General features: G+C 65.3%; 14 protein-coding genes. 9 read left to right on the forward strand and 5 right to left on the reverse strand.

The window, feature by feature from the left end; genetic code table 11:
- Positions 1-114: 114 nt before the first annotated feature.
- Both Q0030_RS21555 and Q0030_RS21560 read left to right on the forward strand, forming a co-directional pair.
- On the forward strand, positions 115-585 hold the full coding sequence (locus Q0030_RS21555; RefSeq protein ID WP_298371470.1) for a cupin domain-containing protein: 471 nt from the start codon (positions 115-117) through the stop codon (positions 583-585).
- A gap of 56 nt (positions 586-641) precedes the next feature.
- Positions 642-983, forward strand: a complete 342-nt coding sequence (locus Q0030_RS21560; RefSeq protein WP_298371472.1) for a hypothetical protein — start codon at positions 642-644, stop codon at positions 981-983.
- Here the strand turns inward: Q0030_RS21560 and Q0030_RS21565 are convergent.
- Entirely contained in the window at positions 957-5,072 is a 4,116-nt protein-coding gene (locus tag Q0030_RS21565; protein WP_298371474.1) for a GAF domain-containing protein, read from the reverse strand. The two genes, Q0030_RS21560 and Q0030_RS21565, sit on opposite strands and share 27 nt — an antisense overlap.
- Positions 5,073-5,474: 402 nt before the next feature.
- Here Q0030_RS21565 and Q0030_RS21570 point away from each other — a divergent pair, with 402 nt between their 5' ends.
- The 4 genes from Q0030_RS21570 to Q0030_RS21585 all read left to right on the forward strand — a co-directional run bounded on the left by Q0030_RS21570 (position 5,475) and on the right by Q0030_RS21585 (position 10,214).
- Entirely contained in the window at positions 5,475-6,527 is a 1,053-nt protein-coding gene (locus Q0030_RS21570; protein ID WP_298371477.1) for an Ldh family oxidoreductase, read from the forward strand.
- Between the two features lie 24 nt (positions 6,528-6,551).
- A complete protein-coding gene (locus Q0030_RS21575; RefSeq protein ID WP_298371479.1) occupies positions 6,552-7,916 on the forward strand; it encodes an LLM class flavin-dependent oxidoreductase in 1,365 nt (454 codons plus the stop codon).
- A 12-nt stretch (positions 7,917-7,928) separates the two neighbouring features.
- On the forward strand, positions 7,929-8,714 hold the full coding sequence (locus Q0030_RS21580; RefSeq protein WP_298371482.1) for a fumarylacetoacetate hydrolase family protein: 786 nt from the start codon (positions 7,929-7,931) through the stop codon (positions 8,712-8,714).
- 315 nt (positions 8,715-9,029) lie between these two features.
- Complete coding sequence (locus tag Q0030_RS21585) at positions 9,030-10,214, forward strand: serine hydrolase domain-containing protein (protein ID WP_298371484.1); 1,185 nt, start codon at positions 9,030-9,032, stop codon at positions 10,212-10,214.
- Between the two features lie 296 nt (positions 10,215-10,510).
- On the opposite strand, the gene Q0030_RS21590 is transcribed toward Q0030_RS21585, so the two are convergent.
- Positions 10,511-11,431: a LysR family transcriptional regulator gene (locus Q0030_RS21590; RefSeq protein ID WP_298371486.1), complete on the reverse strand. Its 921-nt coding sequence runs from the start codon at positions 11,429-11,431 to the stop codon at positions 10,511-10,513.
- Between the two features lie 132 nt (positions 11,432-11,563).
- Between Q0030_RS21590 and Q0030_RS21595 the strand changes: the two genes are divergently transcribed.
- Together Q0030_RS21595 and Q0030_RS21600 are read left to right on the forward strand one after the other, a co-directional pair.
- On the forward strand, positions 11,564-11,977 hold the full coding sequence (locus tag Q0030_RS21595) for a hypothetical protein (RefSeq protein WP_298371487.1): 414 nt from the start codon (positions 11,564-11,566) through the stop codon (positions 11,975-11,977).
- Between the two features lie 62 nt (positions 11,978-12,039).
- Positions 12,040-12,552, forward strand: coding sequence for a hypothetical protein (locus tag Q0030_RS21600; RefSeq protein WP_298371489.1), 513 nt, complete (start codon positions 12,040-12,042; stop codon positions 12,550-12,552).
- 273 nt (positions 12,553-12,825) lie between these two features.
- Here Q0030_RS21600 and Q0030_RS21605 read toward each other — a convergent pair whose 3' ends face one another.
- Entirely contained in the window at positions 12,826-13,281 is a 456-nt protein-coding gene (locus tag Q0030_RS21605; RefSeq protein ID WP_298371491.1) for an Lrp/AsnC family transcriptional regulator, read from the reverse strand.
- Between the two features lie 156 nt (positions 13,282-13,437).
- On the opposite strand from Q0030_RS21605, the gene Q0030_RS21610 reads away from it, so the two are divergent.
- On the forward strand, positions 13,438-17,097 hold the full coding sequence (locus tag Q0030_RS21610) for an indolepyruvate ferredoxin oxidoreductase family protein (protein WP_298371493.1): 3,660 nt from the start codon (positions 13,438-13,440) through the stop codon (positions 17,095-17,097).
- Here Q0030_RS21610 and mctP read toward each other — a convergent pair.
- Positions 17,068-18,558: a monocarboxylate uptake permease MctP gene (gene mctP / locus Q0030_RS21615; protein ID WP_298371495.1), complete on the reverse strand. Its 1,491-nt coding sequence runs from the start codon at positions 18,556-18,558 to the stop codon at positions 17,068-17,070. The genes Q0030_RS21610 and mctP overlap by 30 nt on opposite strands.
- A gap of 11 nt (positions 18,559-18,569) precedes the next feature.
- A complete protein-coding gene (locus Q0030_RS21620) occupies positions 18,570-18,755 on the reverse strand; it encodes a DUF3311 domain-containing protein (protein WP_028332977.1) in 186 nt (61 codons plus the stop codon).
- Between the last annotated feature and the right edge of the window lie 109 nt (positions 18,756-18,864).

Here is an 18,864-nt window from a genome sequence, read left to right on the forward strand (position 1 = left end):
ATCTTGACAGCAGACATGCGCGAGCGCGTCTTGTCCGGCGCAAGCGAGAGCAATTAGCATCATGCGACATACGGGCGCGGCAGTCGCCCGAACGAACTGACCTGGGAGAACACGATGACGGCGTCGAACCGGTCCTGGCGATACCTCATGATGCCGCTGGCCCTTGCCGGCACGCTGAGCGTCAGCTCCGCGGCAGAGCTCAATCCGGCCGCTGTCACCTACAAGCTGCCGGACCAGATTCCCTGGAGCCCGGTCGACGCGCGCGGCGCGCAGAATGCCGTCGTGGTCGGCGATCCCTCGAAGCCCGGCTTCTACATGGTCTACACCAAATGGACCAAGGGCAATCATTTCAGCCGTCCGCACTTCCACCCGAACGATCGCTACATCGTCGTGCTCAAGGGCACCTGGTGGGTCGGCTCGGGTTCGAAATTCGATCCCGATCACGGCACCGTGGCGATGCCGGCGGGAAGCTTCGTCACCCATTTCGGCAAGCAGGTGCACTGGGACGGCGCCAAGGACGAAGACGCCGTGCTGCTGATCATGGGCGAAGGCCCGGCCACGGCGACCGAGGTGGAACAGAAGTAGCCGCGTTGCGCGAAGTGGGGGCGATGCTATCATCGCGGCCCAACGAAGGGCCTCCGATGCATCCCGCCGCCAAGCTGCAATTTGCCCGCATCGCCGACGAGTTCGCGCGATGGCGCGCCATTGCCGAACCGGAGCGACCGCCGGCGCCGGCGTGGTGGTGGGGACCGGCATTCGAGCTGCGCGATGCCGCCGAACCGCTGCCCTCCACCTTGTCCCGCCGGTTCCGTTTGCCCGACGGGGCGAGCTTTGCGGAGGCATCGACGGCGCTGCGCCAAACCCTCACCGGCCAGGCGATACCGTCCTGGCCCTATGATTTCTCGCGCGTGATCGCATCCACCGATTCCGACGTCCGCGACCTGCCCGTGCAGCCGTCAGACGACAGCGCGTTTCCGCCCTAGATCCGACCCGGCCTCACCGATCGCCTCGTCGTCCAGCGCAGGCTGCAACGGCGGCGACGTCAGCACCGGCGACGACTTCAACAATTCGGCGAGATCGCGCGGCGGCAGCGGCCGGCTGAACAGAAAGCCCTGCATCTCGTCGCAGGCATGGGCGCGCAGGAACTCCTGCTGCTCGGAGGTCTCGACGCCCTCGGCCACGATGGTCATGCCGAGCGCCTTGCCCATGCTGATGATCGCCTGCGCGATCGCGACGTCCTCGGAATCATCAGGCAGATCGCGCACGAAGGAGCGGTCGATCTTGATGGTGTCGATCGGGAACTGCTTCATCAGCGACATCGACGAATAGCCGGTGCCGAAATCGTCGATCGCGAGGCGAATGCCGCGGTGCTGGATCGCGTCGAGCACGCGGACCGCGCGCGTCACGTTGCGCATCACCATGCTCTCGGTGACCTCGAGCTGCAGCAGCGCCGGCGACATGCCGCTCGCCGCCAGCGCCTCGTCGATGTCGTCGAGCAGGTTCGGATCGCCGAACTGCCGCGGCGAAAGGTTGACCGCCATCGTCACCGCCTTGAGGCCACGGTGCTGCCACGCCATGTTCTGCGCGCAGGCTTCCTTCAGCACCCAGCGGCCGATCGGCACGATCAGCCCGATCTCCTCGGCGAGCGGAATGAACTGCCCCGGCGAGACCTTGCCGAGCTCGGGATGGGTCCAGCGCAGCAGCGCCTCGACGCCGCTGATCCGTCCGCTCGCCATGTCGACCTTGGGCTGATACTCGAGCGAGAACTGGTCGCGCTCGAGCGCGCGGCGCAGTGCACTTTCCATCGTCAGGCGCTCGATCGACTGCGCCCTCACCTCGTTGGAGAAGAAACGGAAGCCGTTCTTGCCGTCCTCCTTGGCGAGATACATCGCCATGTCGGCATTCTTGGTCAGCGTCTGCACGTCGGAGCCGTCGGTCGGATAGGTCGCAATCCCGATCGAGGCCGTGGTGTGGCACTCGTGCCCGCTGAGCTGCATGGGCTGGCTGAGTGCGACCAGCAGATCGCCGGCGATGCGCTCGACGTCGTGACGTTCGGCGGTGTCATCCAGGATGACCACGAACTCGTCGCCGCCGAGCCGCGCCACCACGTCGCTCGCGCGCAACGATCCGCGCAGCCGCTCGGCGATCGCCACCAGCAGCATGTCGCCGGCGTCGTGGCCGAGCGAATCGTTGATCACCTTGAAGCGGTCGAGATCGATGAACAGCACCGCGAGCTGCCGGCAATGGCGGTCCGCCGCCGAGATCGCATGACGCAGCATCTCGTTGAAGGTCTCGCGGTTCGGCAGATTGGTCAGGCTGTCATGCGAGGCGAGATATTCGATGCGCTCGTCGGCCTTGTGCTTCTCGTCGGCGCGGTCGAAGCTCTCGAGCGCGAACGCCAGATTGTCCGCGAGCCGCTGCAGCAGCTCGGCAAATTCCGGCGTGAACGTATCCTTCTCGATCGCAACGAAGATCATGACGCCGACGACCGATCCGTTGACGATCAGCGGGAATGAGGCGCCGGACTGCGTTCCATCGAGACGAGCACGCTCATGGAAAGCCGCAGTCTCGGTATCGGCAAAATAGTCATTGATGATGCAGGCCTTGCCGGACCGGAACGCCCTGCCGCAGGCGCCGCGGCCCTCGGGGCGCTCTTCACTGGTCGAGAGCGTCACCTGGCTCGCGCCGTTGGCTGCCGGGCCTGCGATCGCGACAATGCGGAGATAGTCGCTGCCGGGCTGCGCCAGCGCGATGGTGGTCGAGGTGAATTTGCCGCCGGTCGCTGCCGCCTCGCAGACCAGTTGATAGAGCTCGGCGCGGGACTTTGCCCGCATGATCGCCTCATTGGTCGCGCTCAGCGCCGCGAACATCCGCGACAGCCGCTCCTTCTGCTCGTCAGCCCGCGCCTTCTCGTCGGCGCGGTCGAAATTGGCCAGCGCAAACGAGACGTTCTCGGTGAGCCGCTGCAGCAGCGCCATCATCTCCGGACTGAAGGTGTTGAACTCGCCGGAGAGGAACACCAGCGCGCCGATCGCCTCGCCGTTCTTGAGCAGCGGCAGGGCCGCGCCGGATTTGCTGCCGCTGTCGCGCACGACCGGATAGACATGCGACTCAGGGCCGAAGTCGCTGAGATAATCGTTGCTGATGCAGGGCCTGCGGGTGCGGATCGCAACGCCGGTCAACGTCTGTCCCTCCGGACGCGTCGCATCGGCCGACAACTGGACTTCGCGGGCCCGTACCCGGTCGGGGCCGGAAGCAGCCACGTTCTCCAGGAAGGCCTCACCCGGCCGCACCAGCCTGATGGTGGCCGAGATGAACTGCCCGCCGACCGCCGCGGCATCGCAAACCAGGTCGAACAGCTCGCCGCGGGACTTCGCCCGCATGATCGCCTCGTTGGTTGCGCTCAGCGCCGCGAACATCCGCCTCAGCCGCTCCTTCTGCTCCTCGGTGCGCGCCTTCTCATCGGCGCGATCAAAACTGCCGAGCGCATAGGCGACGTTGTCAGCGAGCCGCTGCAGCAACTCGGCGAACTCGGCCGAGAAGGTGTTGCGCTTGGCCGAGATGAACAGCATCACGCCGACCGGCTCGTCGTCGACTATCAACGGAAACGCCGCGCCCGATCGCGCATCCTCGCGGTCGATGATATCGCGGAACGGGTTGTTGGCGACGTCGCCCAGAAAATCATTGTTGACGCAGGCGCGCCGGGAGCGGAACGCCCTACCGCAAACGCCGCGCCCTTCGGGACGCGCCTCGCTGCGCGAGACGTTGAGGCGGCGCGCATTCTCGGCGGTCGGCCCCGCGACCGCCATCATCTCCATGAAGTCGTCGCCGGGTTTTGCGATCAGGATACTGGTGGAGTTGAACCCGCCGCCATGTGCCGCCGCGGCGCAGACCAGCTCGAACATCTCGAGCCGCGACCGCGCGCGCATGATCGCCTCGTTGGTCGCGCTCAGCGCCGCGAACATCCGCGACAGCCGCTCGCGTTCGGCGTCGGCCTTGGCCTTCTCGGTGGCGCGGCCGAACGTGTCGAGCGCAACCGAGACGTTTTCGGCGATGCCCGCCAGCAGCGCGATGATCTCTTCGTCGCGGGCCCACGAGTTGCCGATAAAGAAGATCAGGACGCCGATGCTCTTGCCGAACCGGGTGAGCGGCAGCGCGACGCAGGCCATCAGACCGCTCTCGCCGGCCTGCGCCTGCGCGGCGCCCGTCGATATCGGAATGTCGTGCTCGATGCAGGGCCGTTTGGTCCGGAACGCCTCGCCGCAGATCCCCTTGCCGTAGAGATTGTCCGGGTCGGTCGAAAAGCGCGTCTGCGTAATCAGGTCGAGCGCCTCGCCGGTGCCGGCGACAGGCTCGAGCCAGTGCGTGTCGGGCTCGGCCAGCAGCACCACCGTGGCGAAGGATTTTCCGCTGAATACCGCAGCATCGCACACCCGCTGATAAAGATCGTGCTCGGTCTTGGCGCGAAGGATCGCCTCATTGGTTGCGCTGATGGCGCCGAACATGCGGTTGAGCCGGCGCATCGCCCGCTCGCCGCTCTTGCGCGACACCTCATGGTCGAAATTGTCGAGCGCAAAGGACACGTTCGCCGCAATGCGCTCCAGCAGCGACACGATCTCCTCGCCGAGCGAGTCGACCTCGCGCCGGGTCACCATGAAGACACCGACGCTGCGCCCGTTGCAGACCAGCGGCATCGCCGCCGCCGCACCGACGCCGGCTGCCGCGAGGCCGCTGCGCCAGGCCGCCGAACGGGCATCGTTGACATAGTCGTTGCTGACGCTGGCGCTCCGATCGCGGAACGCCCGCCCGGCGACGCCCTCGCCTTCCGGAATGCTGGCGAGCGTGGAAATTCTGATGCTGCGCAGACGCGCGACATCGTCGCCGCAACCGGCTGCGAATGTCAGCCGACCGGTATCCGGCTCCAGCAAAAAGACGGTCGTCGCCAGGAAGCTCCCGCTCGAGAACGCGGCTTCGCAGACCTTTCCGTACAACTCTTCTGGTGATTTCGCGTAGAGGATCGCTTCGTTGGTGGCACTCAACGCCGCGAATGTACGCCCGATGCTCGACTGCACGATCCCTGAAGGCCCCAGGGCCACCCCCTTCAATCTGCCGGGGAACATTGCCCGCGAGAGGCCTAAGTGATGGTTAGTGTATCCGGCAAGTTGTGAGACAGAGTAAACGGCTGACGAATCCCGGAGGCCGTTTTCCGGGATAATACGGACGCCTGTGTGCCAGGCTGAGGCGGAGGGGTGCGGGGCGCGGATCGCCGCCTGGCTTGGACCGCCGGCGCAGCCAAATTCCGCGGCGCGACCGCGCACGTTCCATTCGGTGAAATCCTGGCCGGGAGCACCCTGCTGGCGGTATGGCGGACCGGATTTTCCGCCCTTGCTCGGCGGGCTGCGCTTTGAGAGCATGAGCCTGATAACAGCAAGCAAGACCCGCGCATCACGCGGGCGGACCGCGAGGAAAATCCCATGCCGATCGTCCAGGCCGACCGTCTCACGCGCATCGGCGCGGCGCTGCTCCGGGGCGCCGGCGCGTCGGAGGAGGAGGCCAACGCGGTCGCCTCCGGCTGCGTCAACGCCAACCTCGCCGGCCACGATTCCCACGGCGTGATCGCGATCCCGACCTATATCGACCGCATCAAGGCCGGCCATATCGTCCCCGGCGCGAAATGGACCGTCGTGCAGGAGACGCCGACCACGACCGTGATCGACGGTCATTGGGGGTTCGGCTTCCACGTCAACGCCAAGGCGATGGAAATGACCATCAACAAGGCGAAGACCGCCAATGTCGCGGCCTGCACCGTGTTCCGGCAGAGCCATGTCGGCCGTCTCGCGCATTACCCAATGATGGCGATGCGCGAAGGCATGATCGGGATTGCGGCCGCCGATTCCGGCCGCTCGCCGAAGCATGTCGCACCGTTCGGCGGCCGCGAGGCCCGGCTCGGCACCAACCCGCTCTCGATCGCGGTGCCCTCCGATCTCGAGGCGCCGTTCTATCTTGATATGGCGACCTCGGCGGTCGCCGCCGGCAAGATCCAGCTTGCGGTGGCGCGCGGCGAGAGCATCCCGAAGGGCTGGATCATCGACGCCGAAGGGCGCGACACCACTGACCCTGCGGACTATCGCAAGGGCGGCGCGCTGCTGCCGCTCGGCGGCAGCGAAGGCTACAAGGGAAGCGGCCTTGCCGCGATGGTCGAGGTGCTGTGCGGCCTGCTGACCGGGCTCGGCTTCGGGGTCGAGCCGACCGGCCGTCACAACGACGGCTGCTTCATGGCGGTGTTCAACGTCGCCGCGTTCCGCCCCTTGCAAGACTTCAAGAAGGAGGTCGCCGATTTCGCCCGCTACCTGAAATCGACGCCGCCGTCGGAAGGGAGCCGTGGCGTGTTCTATCCCGGCGAGGTTGAACATCTGCGCGAAGTCGAACGGCGCAAGAACGGCATCGAGATCGAGGATGCGACCTGGGACAAGCTCAAGGCGCTTGCCGCCGATTACAAGCTCACCGACGACCTCGATCTTCGCTGACGCATTCAGGTACAGGAGAACGACATGACACGGCAAATGGCGCTGGTCGGCTTTTTGCAGGCGCAGAACTGCACCAACCTGCCGAGCTCCTGGCGGCACCCGGAGTCGCGCGACGATTCGATGTCGGCGGACTACTACCAGGAAATCGCGCGCATTCTGGAGCGCGGCAAGTTCCACATGGCATTCTTCGACGATCGCCTCGCAATGCCCGACCGCTACGGCAACGATCACGCCCACACCGTCGAGTACGGCATCCGCTGCGTGAAGATGGACCCGATCGTGGTGCTGACCACGATGGGCATGGTCACCACGAAGCTCGGCCTGGCCTCGACCGCGTCCACCACCTATTTCGAGCCGTTCGACGTCGCCCGCCGCTTCGCCACGCTCGATTTGATGACGGGTGGCCGCGCCGCGTGGAACGTGGTGACGTCAGTCAATGACGGCGAGGCGCTCAACATGGGCCGCGCGCAGCATCTCGAGCACGATCTCCGCTATGATCGCGCCGACGAATTCATGGAGGTGGTGCTCGGCCACTGGGACGCCTGGGAAGACGGCTCGCTGGTGATCGACAAGAAGAGCGGCCGCTTTGCCGATCCGGCCAAGGTGAAGCGGCTCGATCACAAGGGCGCGTTCTTCACCTCGCGCGGCCCGTTCACGGTGCCGCGCTCGGCGCAGGGCCATCCCGTCGTGATCCAGGCCGGCGCCTCCGGCCGCGGCCAGCGCTTTGCCGGGCGTTGGGGCGAGGTGATCTTCACCGCGGCGCGCAACCTCGCCAACGCCAAGCAGGGCTATGACGCGATCCGGGGCGAAGCCGTCAAGGCCGGGCGCGATCCGGACCAGATGTTCCTCTGCAACCTGATCACGCCGGTCACCGGCGCTACCAAGGCCGAGGCCGAGGACCGGATGGCCGTGATCCAGAAGCTGCCGCTCGAGATCGACGCGCTGTCGCTGCTCGCCGAAGGCCTCAACTTCGATTTCGGCGCCAAGGGGATCGACGAACCGCTCACCACCGAAGAGCTGCAGGGCATGCAAGGCATGCTCGGCATCCGCGACGGCGTGCTGCGCACCTCCGGCAAGACCAATCCCTCGACCCGCGACTTCATCACCTTCTCCGGCCGCGGCCAGGTGCAGGACGCGATGGTCGGCGGCCCGAAGGAGATCGCCGACCGGCTGGAGGAAATGTTCGAAGGCCGCGGCTGCGACGGCTTCGTCATCGCCGCGAGCTATGTGCCGGGCTCCTACGCCGACTTCGTCGACCACGTGGTGCCCGAGTTGCAGAAGCGCGGCCTGTTCCACAAGGACTACGCCGGCACCACGCTACGCGAGAACCTCGGGCTGAAGCGCCCGGCTGCCGGCGCCTGGAAGACCCGCGCGCAGGCCGCGGAATAGAAGGACATCATCATGCGCTGGCTGAAATTCACCGCCGCGGGCACCACGTCTTGGGGCCTCGTCGAGGGCGACACCGTCATCACCGTGAACGGCGATCCGTTCGGTGAATGGAGCAAGACGGCGAAGACCCACGCCTTGAAGGACGTCAAGATCGAGCTGCCGCTGATCCCGCGCACCTTCTACTGCGTCGGACTGAACTATCTGAAGCACCTCAAGGAGGCCGCCGACAAGGCCGGCACGGTGCCGAACGTCCCTGATCGACCCGAGATCGGTTACCGCGCGCAGAACGCGCTGATCGCCCATGACGAGAACGTCGTGATCCCGGCGAGCGCGACCGAGAAGATCCATTACGAGGGCGAGCTGGTCGTGGTGATCGGCAAGACCGCCAAGCACCTCACCGAAGCCAATGCAATGGACTGCGTGTTCGGATACACGATCGGCAACGACGTCTCCGAGCGCAGCTGGCAGAAGGCCGATCGCGGGCTGTGGCGCGCCAAGAACGCCGACACTTTCAAGCCGATGGGCCCGTGGATCGAGACCGATGTCGATCTCGACCGCATGGAGACCGCGATCCGCGTCAACGGCAAGGAGACCGGCCGCTTCCGCACCAACGAGATGATCTTCGGCATCGTGCCCTTCCTGGTCGAACTTTCGAAATACTTCACGCTGTCGCCCGGCGACGTGATCTGGATGGGCACCGACGGCGCCTCGCCTGACCTGAAGGACGGAGACGTGGTCGAGATCGACATCACCGGCATCGGGACCTTGCGGAACAGGTTCGTGAAGGAGAAGGCGTGAGAGTGTGGTCTAGCCAGCGCGCGCCTCATTCTCGATGTCGTCCCTGCGAAAGCAGGGATCCATAACCACCGCCTTGCGTGATGGAATTCGCTGGGGCCACAGCGTCGCACGACAACTGTACCCTGTGGTTATGGATCCCGGGTCGCGCTGCGCTCGCCCGGGACGACAGCGAGTGTGTTGCGGGGCTTGTGAGTCACACATCCGCATTCTCGTCGGGCCATCGTGACATCATCACATGGCCACTTTCGTAACGTGACAGAAACAAGAGAACCGCAATACCGTGCGGGCCGCTCGCACCCACCAGGCAAGGCAACAATGCCGCTTTCGCGCCGAACGTTGCTCCAGGGCTCGCTGCTATCAGCCGCCGGGATCGCCTGGAGGCCGTGGCCGGCTCTTGCCGATCCGCCCGCGGAGCGTCCGACATCGGAGCAACGCAAGCAGATGGCGGGCCTCGCCGCCGACTTCATGAAGGAGTACGACGTACCCGGTCTTTCCATCGCGGTTTCGATCAAGGGAAAGCCCGCTTATGTGGAGGCGTTCGGCGTTGCGGACCGGGAGAGCGGCGAAGCATTGACTCCGCAGCACCGCTTCCGCATCGCGAGCATCTCGAAGCCGGTGACATCGACCGGGATCTTCACCCTCGTCGAAGCGGGCAAATTGCGGCTCGGCGACTACGTGTTCGGCGCAAGCTCCGTTCTCGGCAACGACTACCCGACGACGCCAACCTTGCAAAGCCTGGTGCCGTCAGGCTCATCCCGCTCGCCTGTCGAGCAGATCACGATCGAGCATCTGTTGACCCACACCACCGGGACCTGGGGTAACCAGTCCCGCGACCCGATGTTCATGAACCCGGACATGAAGCATCGCGAGCTGATCAACTGGACGCTGGAGCACATGCCGCTCACCAGTCCACCGGGCCAATCATATGCCTATTCGAACTTCGGCTATTGCATCCTCGGCCGCGTCATCGAGACGCTCAGCGGCCGGAGCTACGAGCAATACATCAAGGACACGGTCCTGAAGCGATGCGGCATCACCGACATGCAGATTGCCGGCAATACGCTGCGCGAGCGGGCAAGCAACGAGGTGAAATATTACAGCCAGACCGGCGGCGATCCGTACCGGATGAACGTCGCGCGGATGGATTCGCACGGCGGCTGGATTGCGACGCCAAGCGATTTGACGACGCTGTTCGTCCATATCGACGGCTTCAAGGACACCGAACAGCTGCTCACCGACGACAGCCTCCGCGTCATGAGCACGCCCAGCGCCGTCAATCCTCGCTGTGCCAAGGGCCTGTTCATCACGGCGAACAACAATTGGTGGCACAGCGGGCTGCTGGACGGAACGACGACGATCTCGGTCCGGACCGATGGAGACTTCTGCTGGTCCGCGTTCACCAATACCAGGTCGCGCGACGGCATGACCCGCGCCCTCGACCTGCTGGTCTGGCACATGGTCAAGACGGTGCCGGACTGGCAGCCGCAGAAGCGGGCGTAGGCCTCGCCGTCATTCCGGGGTGAAGGGCGAGTCGCTCCACCATCCTACAGACTCAGTGATCGGCGCGTGAGGGAGCCACTGGCGGAAGGGTTCCCTCCCCCCTTGTGGGGGAGGGTAGGGAGAGGGTGCCACACGACGTGCCTTCTCCGAACCGTTACGGCAATAGGTGAACGCAATTGCACCGTCGGTGCACTCATCAATCATCTCGCCCGGGGCCCCCCCTCTCCCCACCCTCCCCCACAAGGGGGGAGGGAGCCTGGGTGACGTGCTCGCCTCACCCTCATTCCGCACCTAGCTCAGCGCGCCGCCGCCGACCTGCTCTTCACGTGATCGATGAAGGCGCGCAGCTTCGGCATGATCTGACGGTGGCCGGGATAGTACAGAAACACGCCCGGTGTCGTCGTCGCGAATGGCTCCAGCACGCGGACCAGCTTCTTCTCTTTCACCGCGCCGGCGACCAGCGGCGCGGGCACTTGCGCCAATCCCACGCCTTCGATGGCCGCGCCGACCAGCGTGGGGAAATCATGGCCGATGAAGGATCCGGAGACGGCAAGCTCGATCGAACGGCCGTTGTCGTTGAGCGACCACGGCGCCAGCCCGCCATTCGATCGCCGCAACCTGAGGCACGCATGCGCACGCAGATCGTCCGGGCGCTTGGGCCGGCCGCGGCGCGCGAGATAGTCCGGGCTGCCGACGACGGCGAACGGGAACGGCTTGGTCAGGCGGACCGCGACCATGTCCGGGTTGATGAACTGGCCCATCCGGATGCCGGCATCGAAACCTCCGGCGGCGAGATCGACCAGCTCCTCGCTGGCGGCGAGCTCGACCTCGATCTCGGGATAGGCCTTGCAGAATGAGGCGATCAGCGGCTCCAGCAGGATCGGCACCACCGAGCGCGGTACGGTGAGACGCAACAGCCCCGCCGGCTTCTGCCCGAGCTCGCGCGCCGCCCCGCTTGCGGCGACCAGCTCCTCGAACGCGGGCCTTGCGCGCGCCAGGAATCGTTCGCCGGCTTCGGTGAGGCCGACGCTGCGGGTGGTGCGGATGAACAGCACGGCGCCGAGGCGCGCCTCGAGCGCGCGCACCGCCTGGCTGATCGCCGACGGCGTCACCGCGAGCTCGGTCGCCGCGCGACGAAAGCTGCGGTGCTGTGCAACACTGAGGAACGCCTCCACGCCGTCGAGCGCCCCCTGCCTGACTGTGAAGTTCTGCTTCATGGCCTGTCAACATTATCGCGAATAGTCGCTCGCGGGAAGCCACCCTACATCGGAGCCACAGGCAGCCGCATCGCAAGGCGCGCTGCTCCACCCGACATCACGACGGCAGTCGTGAACGGAGACCTGCGACCGATGAAAACGATCCGTCACACCCTCCTTGCCCTCACCCTCACTTCGACAGGCTTAACCTCCATGACCGCTCCCTCTCTTGCTCAGGCCCAAACACAGGCACAGGCCCCCTCCACCATCACCACCGGCGTGATGGTGATCCTCACCGTCAAGACGGGCGTCACCCGCGAACAGGTGATGGCCGTGATGCCGGATGAAATCCGGCAGACCGTGCAGCTCTATCTCAGCGGCAAGGTTCGCGAATGGTATTCGCGATCCGACGGGCGCGGGGTCATCCTCTTGCTCGATGCCAAGGATACGTCCGAGGCGCACGCGATCATGGAAGGTCTGCCGTTGTCCAAGCTGGATATCATGGACCACGACTACATCGCGGTCGGCCCGCTGCTGCCGCTGCGCCTGCTAGTCGCCAAGCCGTGAACCCTCCGAGGTCGAACCCGATCGACGGGTTCGGCCTCTCCCTCCGGGTCGACAAACAGAGGATGCCGGCCGTGCCAGTCAGTCTCAACATTCCATTCCTGCTTAGCGTCGCCGGAGCATTTCTGACGAGTGCAGTGGTGGCCGCGACCTATGTCTGGCCGGCGCTCCGCACCTGGCCGCGCCATGAGGCGCTGCGGCTGCTTGCGGCGTTCCATGCCTTCCGGTTTCTCGGGATGAACTTCATGGTCACAGGCTTCGTGTCGCCGGAGGTGAACCCGGTGTTCGCCGGCGCGGTCGGCTGGGGCGATCTGACCGCCGCAGCTCTCGCGCTGCTCGCGATGGCGGCACTGTCGTGGCGCTGGCCGATCGCCATTCCGATCGTCTGGTTGTTCAACATCTGGGGCACGCTGGATCTTCTCAACGCCTACTTCATGGGCGCGACGAAGAACGCGGATCCCGGCCTGTTCGGCGCCGGCATCTATATCCCGGCGCTCTACGTGCCGCTGCTGCTGGTCAGCCACGTCATGATCTTCATGCTCCTGATGCAGGCGAAATCGGCGGAAGCGACTGCATGACCTGTAGGATGGGTAGAGCGAAGCGAAACCCGTCAACGCATCCGCGGCACGATGATGGGTTTCGCCGCGCTCTACCCATCCTACGGATTGCATCAACATCGTCGTCCCGGCGCAGGCCGGGACCCATACTCCGCAGCGGTGTTGTGAACGGGATTTGTCGTTCCAGGGCCGCGCAATAATGCATATTCGTGGTTATGGGTCCCGGCCCCCGTGCGCAATTGCGCACTAGGCCGGGACGACAGCACCTATGTGGCACAGCCGTCGTGGCACGTCTCAAAACGGCAGCGCCACGCCGGTCTTGATCTCCTTCAGGATCACGTTGGTGCGGACGTGGCGGATGCCGGGGATGCGGAACATGAACTCGTCGAGGAATCTGTTGTAGGCGTCCATGTCGCGCACAACGACCCGCAAATGATAGTCGGCATCGCCAGTGGTCGCGAAGCATTCCAGCACCTCCCGGCGCTGCATCACCCGCGCGACGAACTCGTCGACGAATTTGACATCGTGCCGCTCCAGCGAGACGTGCAGGATCGCCGAGGTCGCAAAGCCGGCGCGCTCGCGCGCGACCAGCGCCGAATAGCCGGATATGACGCCCGACTCTTCCAGCGCACGGACCCGGCGCCAGCACGCCGACGTCGACATCCCAACGGTTTCGGCAAGCTGCTGGTTGGTGGCGCGGCCGTCCCTCTGCAGTTCGGCGAGAATTTTCTCGTCTTGCTCTTCGACCATTACGCGGCTCCAATTTGGTAGATTCTACCGAATTGCCGTGCTCACAGCAATCTCCTGCCGATTATAGTTCGTCAGATGAACAGATAGGTAAGATCTACCACCCCCTGAGGCGTAGCCTTGTCCGGTCAGACATTGCGATTCCCGGAGGGGTCAGTCATGGGCCAGATGCCGCTGCTCGACGCCTACCAGCTGTCCGAGCGCTACAGCCGCGAACGCGGCCGCGTCTTCCTCACCGGCACGCAGGCGATCGTGCGCATCGCGCTCGATCAGATCAGGCGCGACCGTGCGAGCGGCCTCAACACCGCGGGCTTCATCTCCGGCTATCGCGGCTCGCCGCTCGGCGGCGTCGATCTCGAACTGTGGAAGATCGGCGAGCGGCTAAAGGAGAGCCGCATCGAATTCCTGCCCGCGGTCAACGAAGACCTCGCCGCCACCGCCGTGCTCGGCTCGCAGCAGGTCGAGACGCAACGGGATCGAAAGGTCGATGGCGTGTTCGGGCTGTGGTACGGCAAGGGCCCCGGCGTCGACCGCTCCGGCGACGCGCTGAAGCACGGCAATGCCTATGGCTCCTCGCCGCATGGCGGCGTGCTGGTCGTCGCGGGCGACGACCATGGCTGCGTGTCGTCCTCGATGCCGCATCAATCCGATGTCGCCTTCATGACCTGGTTCATGCCGACGCTGCATCCGGCCGATGTCGGCGAGTATCTCGCGTTCGGCGAATATGGCTACGCGCTCAGTCGATTTTCCGGCATGTGGGTCGGCTTCAAGGCGATCTCGGAGATCGTCGAATCCGGCGCCTCAGTCGAGCTTGCGCCGCCGCGGGTGTTCGCGCAGCCGGATTTCGTACCGCCGCCCGGCGGCCTGCATTATCGCTGGCCGGATCTGCCGGGCCCGCAGATCGAGGAGCGGCTGGAGGCGAAGAAGCACGCGGTCTACGCGTTTGCAAAAGCCAATCCGATCGACCGCTGCATCTACGACATCAAGAATGCGACCTACGGCGTCGTCACCACAGGCAAAGCGCATCTCGATCTGATGGAGGCGCTGCGGCTGGTCGGGTTGGATGAAGCCGCATGCCGCCGCTTCGGCATCGACATCTACAAGGTCGGCATGGTGTGGCCGCTCGCGCTGCATGATGCGATGGAGTTCGTGAAGGCCAAGCGCGAGATCCTCGTGGTCGAGGAGAAGCGCGGCATCATCGAAAGCCAGTTCAAGGAATATTTCTACGACTATCCCGGCTCGAAGCCGGAACGGATGGTCGGCAAGCATGACGAAACCGGCGCGCGGCTGATCTCCTGGACCGGCGAATTGTCGCCGTTGATGCTGGCCGACGTGCTGGCGCGGCGGCTCGATCCGATGTTTCCGGAATTGCAGCTCGCCCGCCGCGTCGCTGCGCTCAGGCCGGAACAGGATCGCACGATCGCGGTCCCTGGCGCGACGCGCACGCCCTATTTTTGCTCGGGCTGCCCGCACAACACGTCCACAAAGGTGCCGGAAGGCTCCAAGGCGCTAGCCGGCATCGGCTGTCACTTCATGGCGAGCTGGATGGATCGCGAAACCTCGTCGCTGATCCAGATGGGCGGCGAAGGCGTCAACTGGGCGGCCTCGTCGAAATTCACCGGCAACAGCCACGTGTTCCAGAATCTCGGCGAAGGCACCTACTATCACTCCGGCTCAATGGCGATCCGGCAGGCGATCGCAGCCAAGGCCAACATCACCTACAAGATCCTGTTCAATGACGCGGTGGCGATGACCGGCGGCCAGCCGGTGGACGGCCCGGTCAGCGTGCAGGCGATCGCGCACAGCGTCCGCGCCGAAGGCGTCACACGCATTGCGCTGGTGTCGGATGATCCCGCGCAGTTCTCGCCGGCCGATCTGCCCGTCGGCGTCACCATCCACCCGCGCGAGGAGATGGACGCCGTGCAGCGCGAACTGCGCGAAATTCCTGGCGTCACCGTGCTGATCTATCAGCAGACCTGCGCCACCGAGAAGCGGCGGCGGCGCAAGCGCGGCACGATCAAGGATCCCGCGCGGTTCGCCTACATCAACGAGCTCGTCTGCGAGGGCTGCGGCGACTGCTCGGTGGAATCCAACTGCCTCAGCGTCGAGCCGAAGGAGACGCCGTTCGGCCGCAAGCGCAAGATCAACCTCTCGACCTGCAACAAGGATTTTTCCTGCCTCAACGGCTTCTGCCCGAGCTTCGTCACGATCGAGGGCGGCAAGCGGCGGGCGAAGAGCGCAAGCGCGATCGATCCGCTGGCGCGCGCCGCCACGTTGCCAACACCGGAGCTTGCGGCACTCGACGAGCCCTATGATCTCCTGGTCACCGGCGTCGGCGGCACCGGCGTCATCACGGTCGGTGCGCTGATCGCGATGGCCGCGCATCTCGAAGGCCGCGGCGTCTCGGTGCTCGACTTCACCGGCTTCGCCCAGAAATTCGGTCCGGTGCTGAGCTATCTGCGGCTCGCGGCGGCGCCCGAGGCGCTGCATCAGGTACGAATCGACCAGGGCGCAGCGGACGCGCTGATCGGCTGCGACCTCGTGGTGAGCTCGTCGGCCAAGGCGTCCGGCACCTATCGCAAGGGCATGCGCGCCGCGGTCAACCTCGCCGAGATGCCGACCGGCGACGTGGTTCGCTTCCGCGACGCCGACCTCGCCTCGCCGGTTCGCCTGCGCGCCATCGAGCGGGTGATCGGACCAGGCAACCTCACCGCGATCGACGCCAATGCGCTGGGCGAGCGGCTGCTCGGCGACAGCGTCTATGCCAACATCATGATGCTCGGCTTCGCCTGGCAGCAGGGCCTGGTGCCGGTGTCGCTGGACGCGCTGATCCGCGCGATCGAATTGAACGGCGTTGCCATCGAACGCAACAAGCTGGCGCTGGCCTGGGGCAGGATCGCCTTTGCCGACCCGGAGTTTTTGCCAAAGGCCGAGAACGCCGATCGCGACACGCCGGAGACGCTGGAGCAGATGATCACGCGACGCGCAGACTTCCTCACGGGCTATCAGGACGACGCCTATGCCGCCCGCTACCGCGCGACAGTCGACCGCGTCCGCCGCGCCGAGACCGCACTCGGCAGCCGCCGCGACGAAGGTGCTCCCCCTCTCCCGCTTGCGGGGGAGGGTTGGGGTGGGGGTGTCTCCACGAGCCGTAGTGCGGGAAGAGCGCCCACCCGTAACGCATCTAGCGATGCGTTACGGCCTCCCCCGCAAGCGGGAGAGGCGGACCGAGTTCGCGGACAGATCGAACCAAGCAGACAAGAACTCCCCCTCACCGACGCCGTGGCGCGGTCGCTGTTCAAGCTGATGGCCTACAAGGACGAGTACGAGGTGGCGCGGCTGCATATGCAGACCGGCTTCCTCGAGACCCTCAAGCGCGAATTCGATGGTGACTTCACGGTGCAGTACCATCTCGCGCCGCCGCTGTTGCCGGCACGGCGCGATGCGCGCGGCCGGCCGCGCAAGCGCGCGTTCGGGCAATGGATCCAGACGCCGCTGCGGCTGCTCGCAGGCCTGAAAGGACTGCGCGGCACGCCGTTCGACATATTCGGTTACACCGCGGAGCGCCGCGCCGAGCGCGAGCTGATCACCTGGTACGAGGCGCTGATCGAAACCATGCTCGGCAGGCTCGATGCTGCGCGGTTGCCTGAACTCGTCGCACTGGCAAAAGCGCCGATGGAGATCCGCGGCTATGGGCCGGTGAAGGACGCTGCGATCGACAAGATCAAGGCGGAGGTGGCGCGGCTGACCGCGCTTCTCACCCCCGCCCCGTCAGATACCAACGACGGCTCAGGCCGCCGCACCGCGCTTGGCGGGTGAGATCAAGCCGACCACCACGGTCGCAATCACGGCCACCACGACGTTAAGCAGCAGCGCGCCGAGACCGACATAGAACGTATAGCTGGCATCGCCGAGCGAGATGGTGGCGAGCGGCTTCAACCCGTTGCTCCACGCCGTGTAGGTGCCCCAGCCGATGCCGACCGCCCAGCCGAGCAGCAGGCCCTCGGCGCGGAACCAGACGGTGAACAGCCCGAACACCAGTGCCGGCAGCGTCTGCACGATCCACAGACCGCCGAGCAGTTGCAGGTCGAGCGCATATTGCGTCGGCAGGAACAGGATGAAGGCGAGCGCGCCGACCTTCACCACGAGCGAGGTGATTTTCGCCACCGACGCCTCACCGGCATGCGAGATGTCCGGATTGACATAGGACTTCCAGACATTGCGGGTGAACAAATTGGCGGCGCCGATGCTCATCACCGCGGCCGGCACCAGCGCGCCGATCGCGATCGCCGAGAACGCGAAGCCCGCGAACCATTCCGGGAACAAGGTCTTGAACAGCATCGGCACCACGTCGTTCGGCGACGTCACCTTGATGCCGGCGGCATAGGCCATGTAGCCGAGCAGCGCGATCAGGCCGAGCAACAGCGTATAGGCCGGCAGCAGGATCGCATTCTTGCGAATCGTTTCCGCCGACTTCGAGGCGAAGATGCCGGTCAGCGTGTGCGGATACATGAAGGCGGCGAGCGCCGAGCCGAGCGCCAGCGTCGCATACGGCAGATACTGAGCGGGCTTCAACGTCAACCCGGTGGCGCCGCCCTTTGCGGTGAAGGCGTCGTTGGCGGCGGAGAACACCGCACCATAGCCGCCGAGCTTCGAGGGCACCACGACCACCGCCGTCAGCACCACGATGTAGATCATGATGTCCTTGACGAAGGCGATCAGTGCCGGCGCACGCAGGCCGGAGCTGTAGGTGTAGAGCGCAAGGATCACGAAGGCGGCGATGATCGGCAGTTCGCCGGTCAGGCCCATCGCCTTGATCACGACCTCCATGCCGATCAGCTGCAACGCGATGTAGGGCATGGTCGCGACCAGGCCGGTCAGCGCCACCACGAGCTCGAGGCTGCGCGAGCCATAGGCGCCGTGGACGACATCCGCGGCGGTGACATAGCCGTTGGCATGCGCCTTCTTCCACAGCACCGGCATCACGGCGAAGACGAAGGGATAGACGATGATGGTGTAGGGCAGCGCGAAGAAACCGTAGGCGCCGACCGCGTACACCAGCGCCGGCACCGCGATCACGGTGTAGGCGGTGTAGAAATCGCCGCCGACCAGGAACCAGGTGATCCAGGTGCCGAACTGACGGCCGCCGAGACCCCATTCGTCGAGATGCTCGCTGACCGGGCCGGATTTCCAGCGCGCAGCGAAGAAGCCCATCACGGTGACGAGGGCGAAGAAGAAGATGAAGACGGAGAGCGCCACCCAGGCGATGTGATCGGTCATGGCTGCTCCCCTCACCGCTGCTCGTCGGCATCAGGCCGCCGGCTGCGATAGACCAGCCAGATCAGCAGCGAGGAGATCGGCACCCAGGCGAGCTGGTACCAGTAAAAGAAAGGAAAACCGAACAGCGACGGTTCGACGAAATTGTAGAACGGCACCCACAGCAAGCCGATAAACGGCAGCAGCAACAGAATCCACATGGCCTACTCTTTGACGAGCGGAATAGCTCAAGGCGGGAAGTTCCGCTGACCTCAACGATCCAGGAACCCATTCGTTGCGTCTAGAATCACGGTTACGGCAATGCGACGC

The sequence above is a fragment of the uncultured Bradyrhizobium sp. genome (genome assembly GCF_947648125.1).
Lineage (GTDB): Bacteria > Pseudomonadota > Alphaproteobacteria > Rhizobiales > Xanthobacteraceae > Bradyrhizobium.

Excerpts from the sequence above, each read along its gene's own strand:
- Q0030_RS21560 (WP_298371472.1), top strand. The coding sequence starts at position 642 with ATGCATCCCGCCGCCAAGCTGCAATTTGCCCGCATCGCCGACGAGTTC.
- Q0030_RS21600 (WP_298371489.1), top strand. The coding sequence starts at position 12,040 with ATGCCGGCCGTGCCAGTCAGTCTCAACATTCCATTCCTGCTTAGCGTC.
- Q0030_RS21575 (WP_298371479.1), top strand. The coding sequence starts at position 6,552 with ATGACACGGCAAATGGCGCTGGTCGGCTTTTTGCAGGCGCAGAACTGC.
- Q0030_RS21555 (WP_298371470.1), top strand. The coding sequence starts at position 115 with ATGACGGCGTCGAACCGGTCCTGGCGATACCTCATGATGCCGCTGGCC.
- Q0030_RS21585 (WP_298371484.1), top strand. The coding sequence starts at position 9,030 with ATGCCGCTTTCGCGCCGAACGTTGCTCCAGGGCTCGCTGCTATCAGCC.
- Q0030_RS21610 (WP_298371493.1), top strand. The coding sequence starts at position 13,438 with ATGGGCCAGATGCCGCTGCTCGACGCCTACCAGCTGTCCGAGCGCTAC.
- Q0030_RS21590 (WP_298371486.1), bottom strand. The coding sequence starts at position 11,431 with ATGAAGCAGAACTTCACAGTCAGGCAGGGGGCGCTCGACGGCGTGGAG.
- Q0030_RS21595 (WP_298371487.1), top strand. The coding sequence starts at position 11,564 with ATGAAAACGATCCGTCACACCCTCCTTGCCCTCACCCTCACTTCGACA.
- Q0030_RS21580 (WP_298371482.1), top strand. The coding sequence starts at position 7,929 with ATGCGCTGGCTGAAATTCACCGCCGCGGGCACCACGTCTTGGGGCCTC.
- Q0030_RS21605 (WP_298371491.1), bottom strand. The coding sequence starts at position 13,281 with ATGGTCGAAGAGCAAGACGAGAAAATTCTCGCCGAACTGCAGAGGGAC.
- mctP (WP_298371495.1), bottom strand. The coding sequence starts at position 18,558 with ATGACCGATCACATCGCCTGGGTGGCGCTCTCCGTCTTCATCTTCTTC.
- Q0030_RS21570 (WP_298371477.1), top strand. The coding sequence starts at position 5,475 with ATGCCGATCGTCCAGGCCGACCGTCTCACGCGCATCGGCGCGGCGCTG.
- Q0030_RS21620 (WP_028332977.1), bottom strand. The coding sequence starts at position 18,755 with ATGTGGATTCTGTTGCTGCTGCCGTTTATCGGCTTGCTGTGGGTGCCG.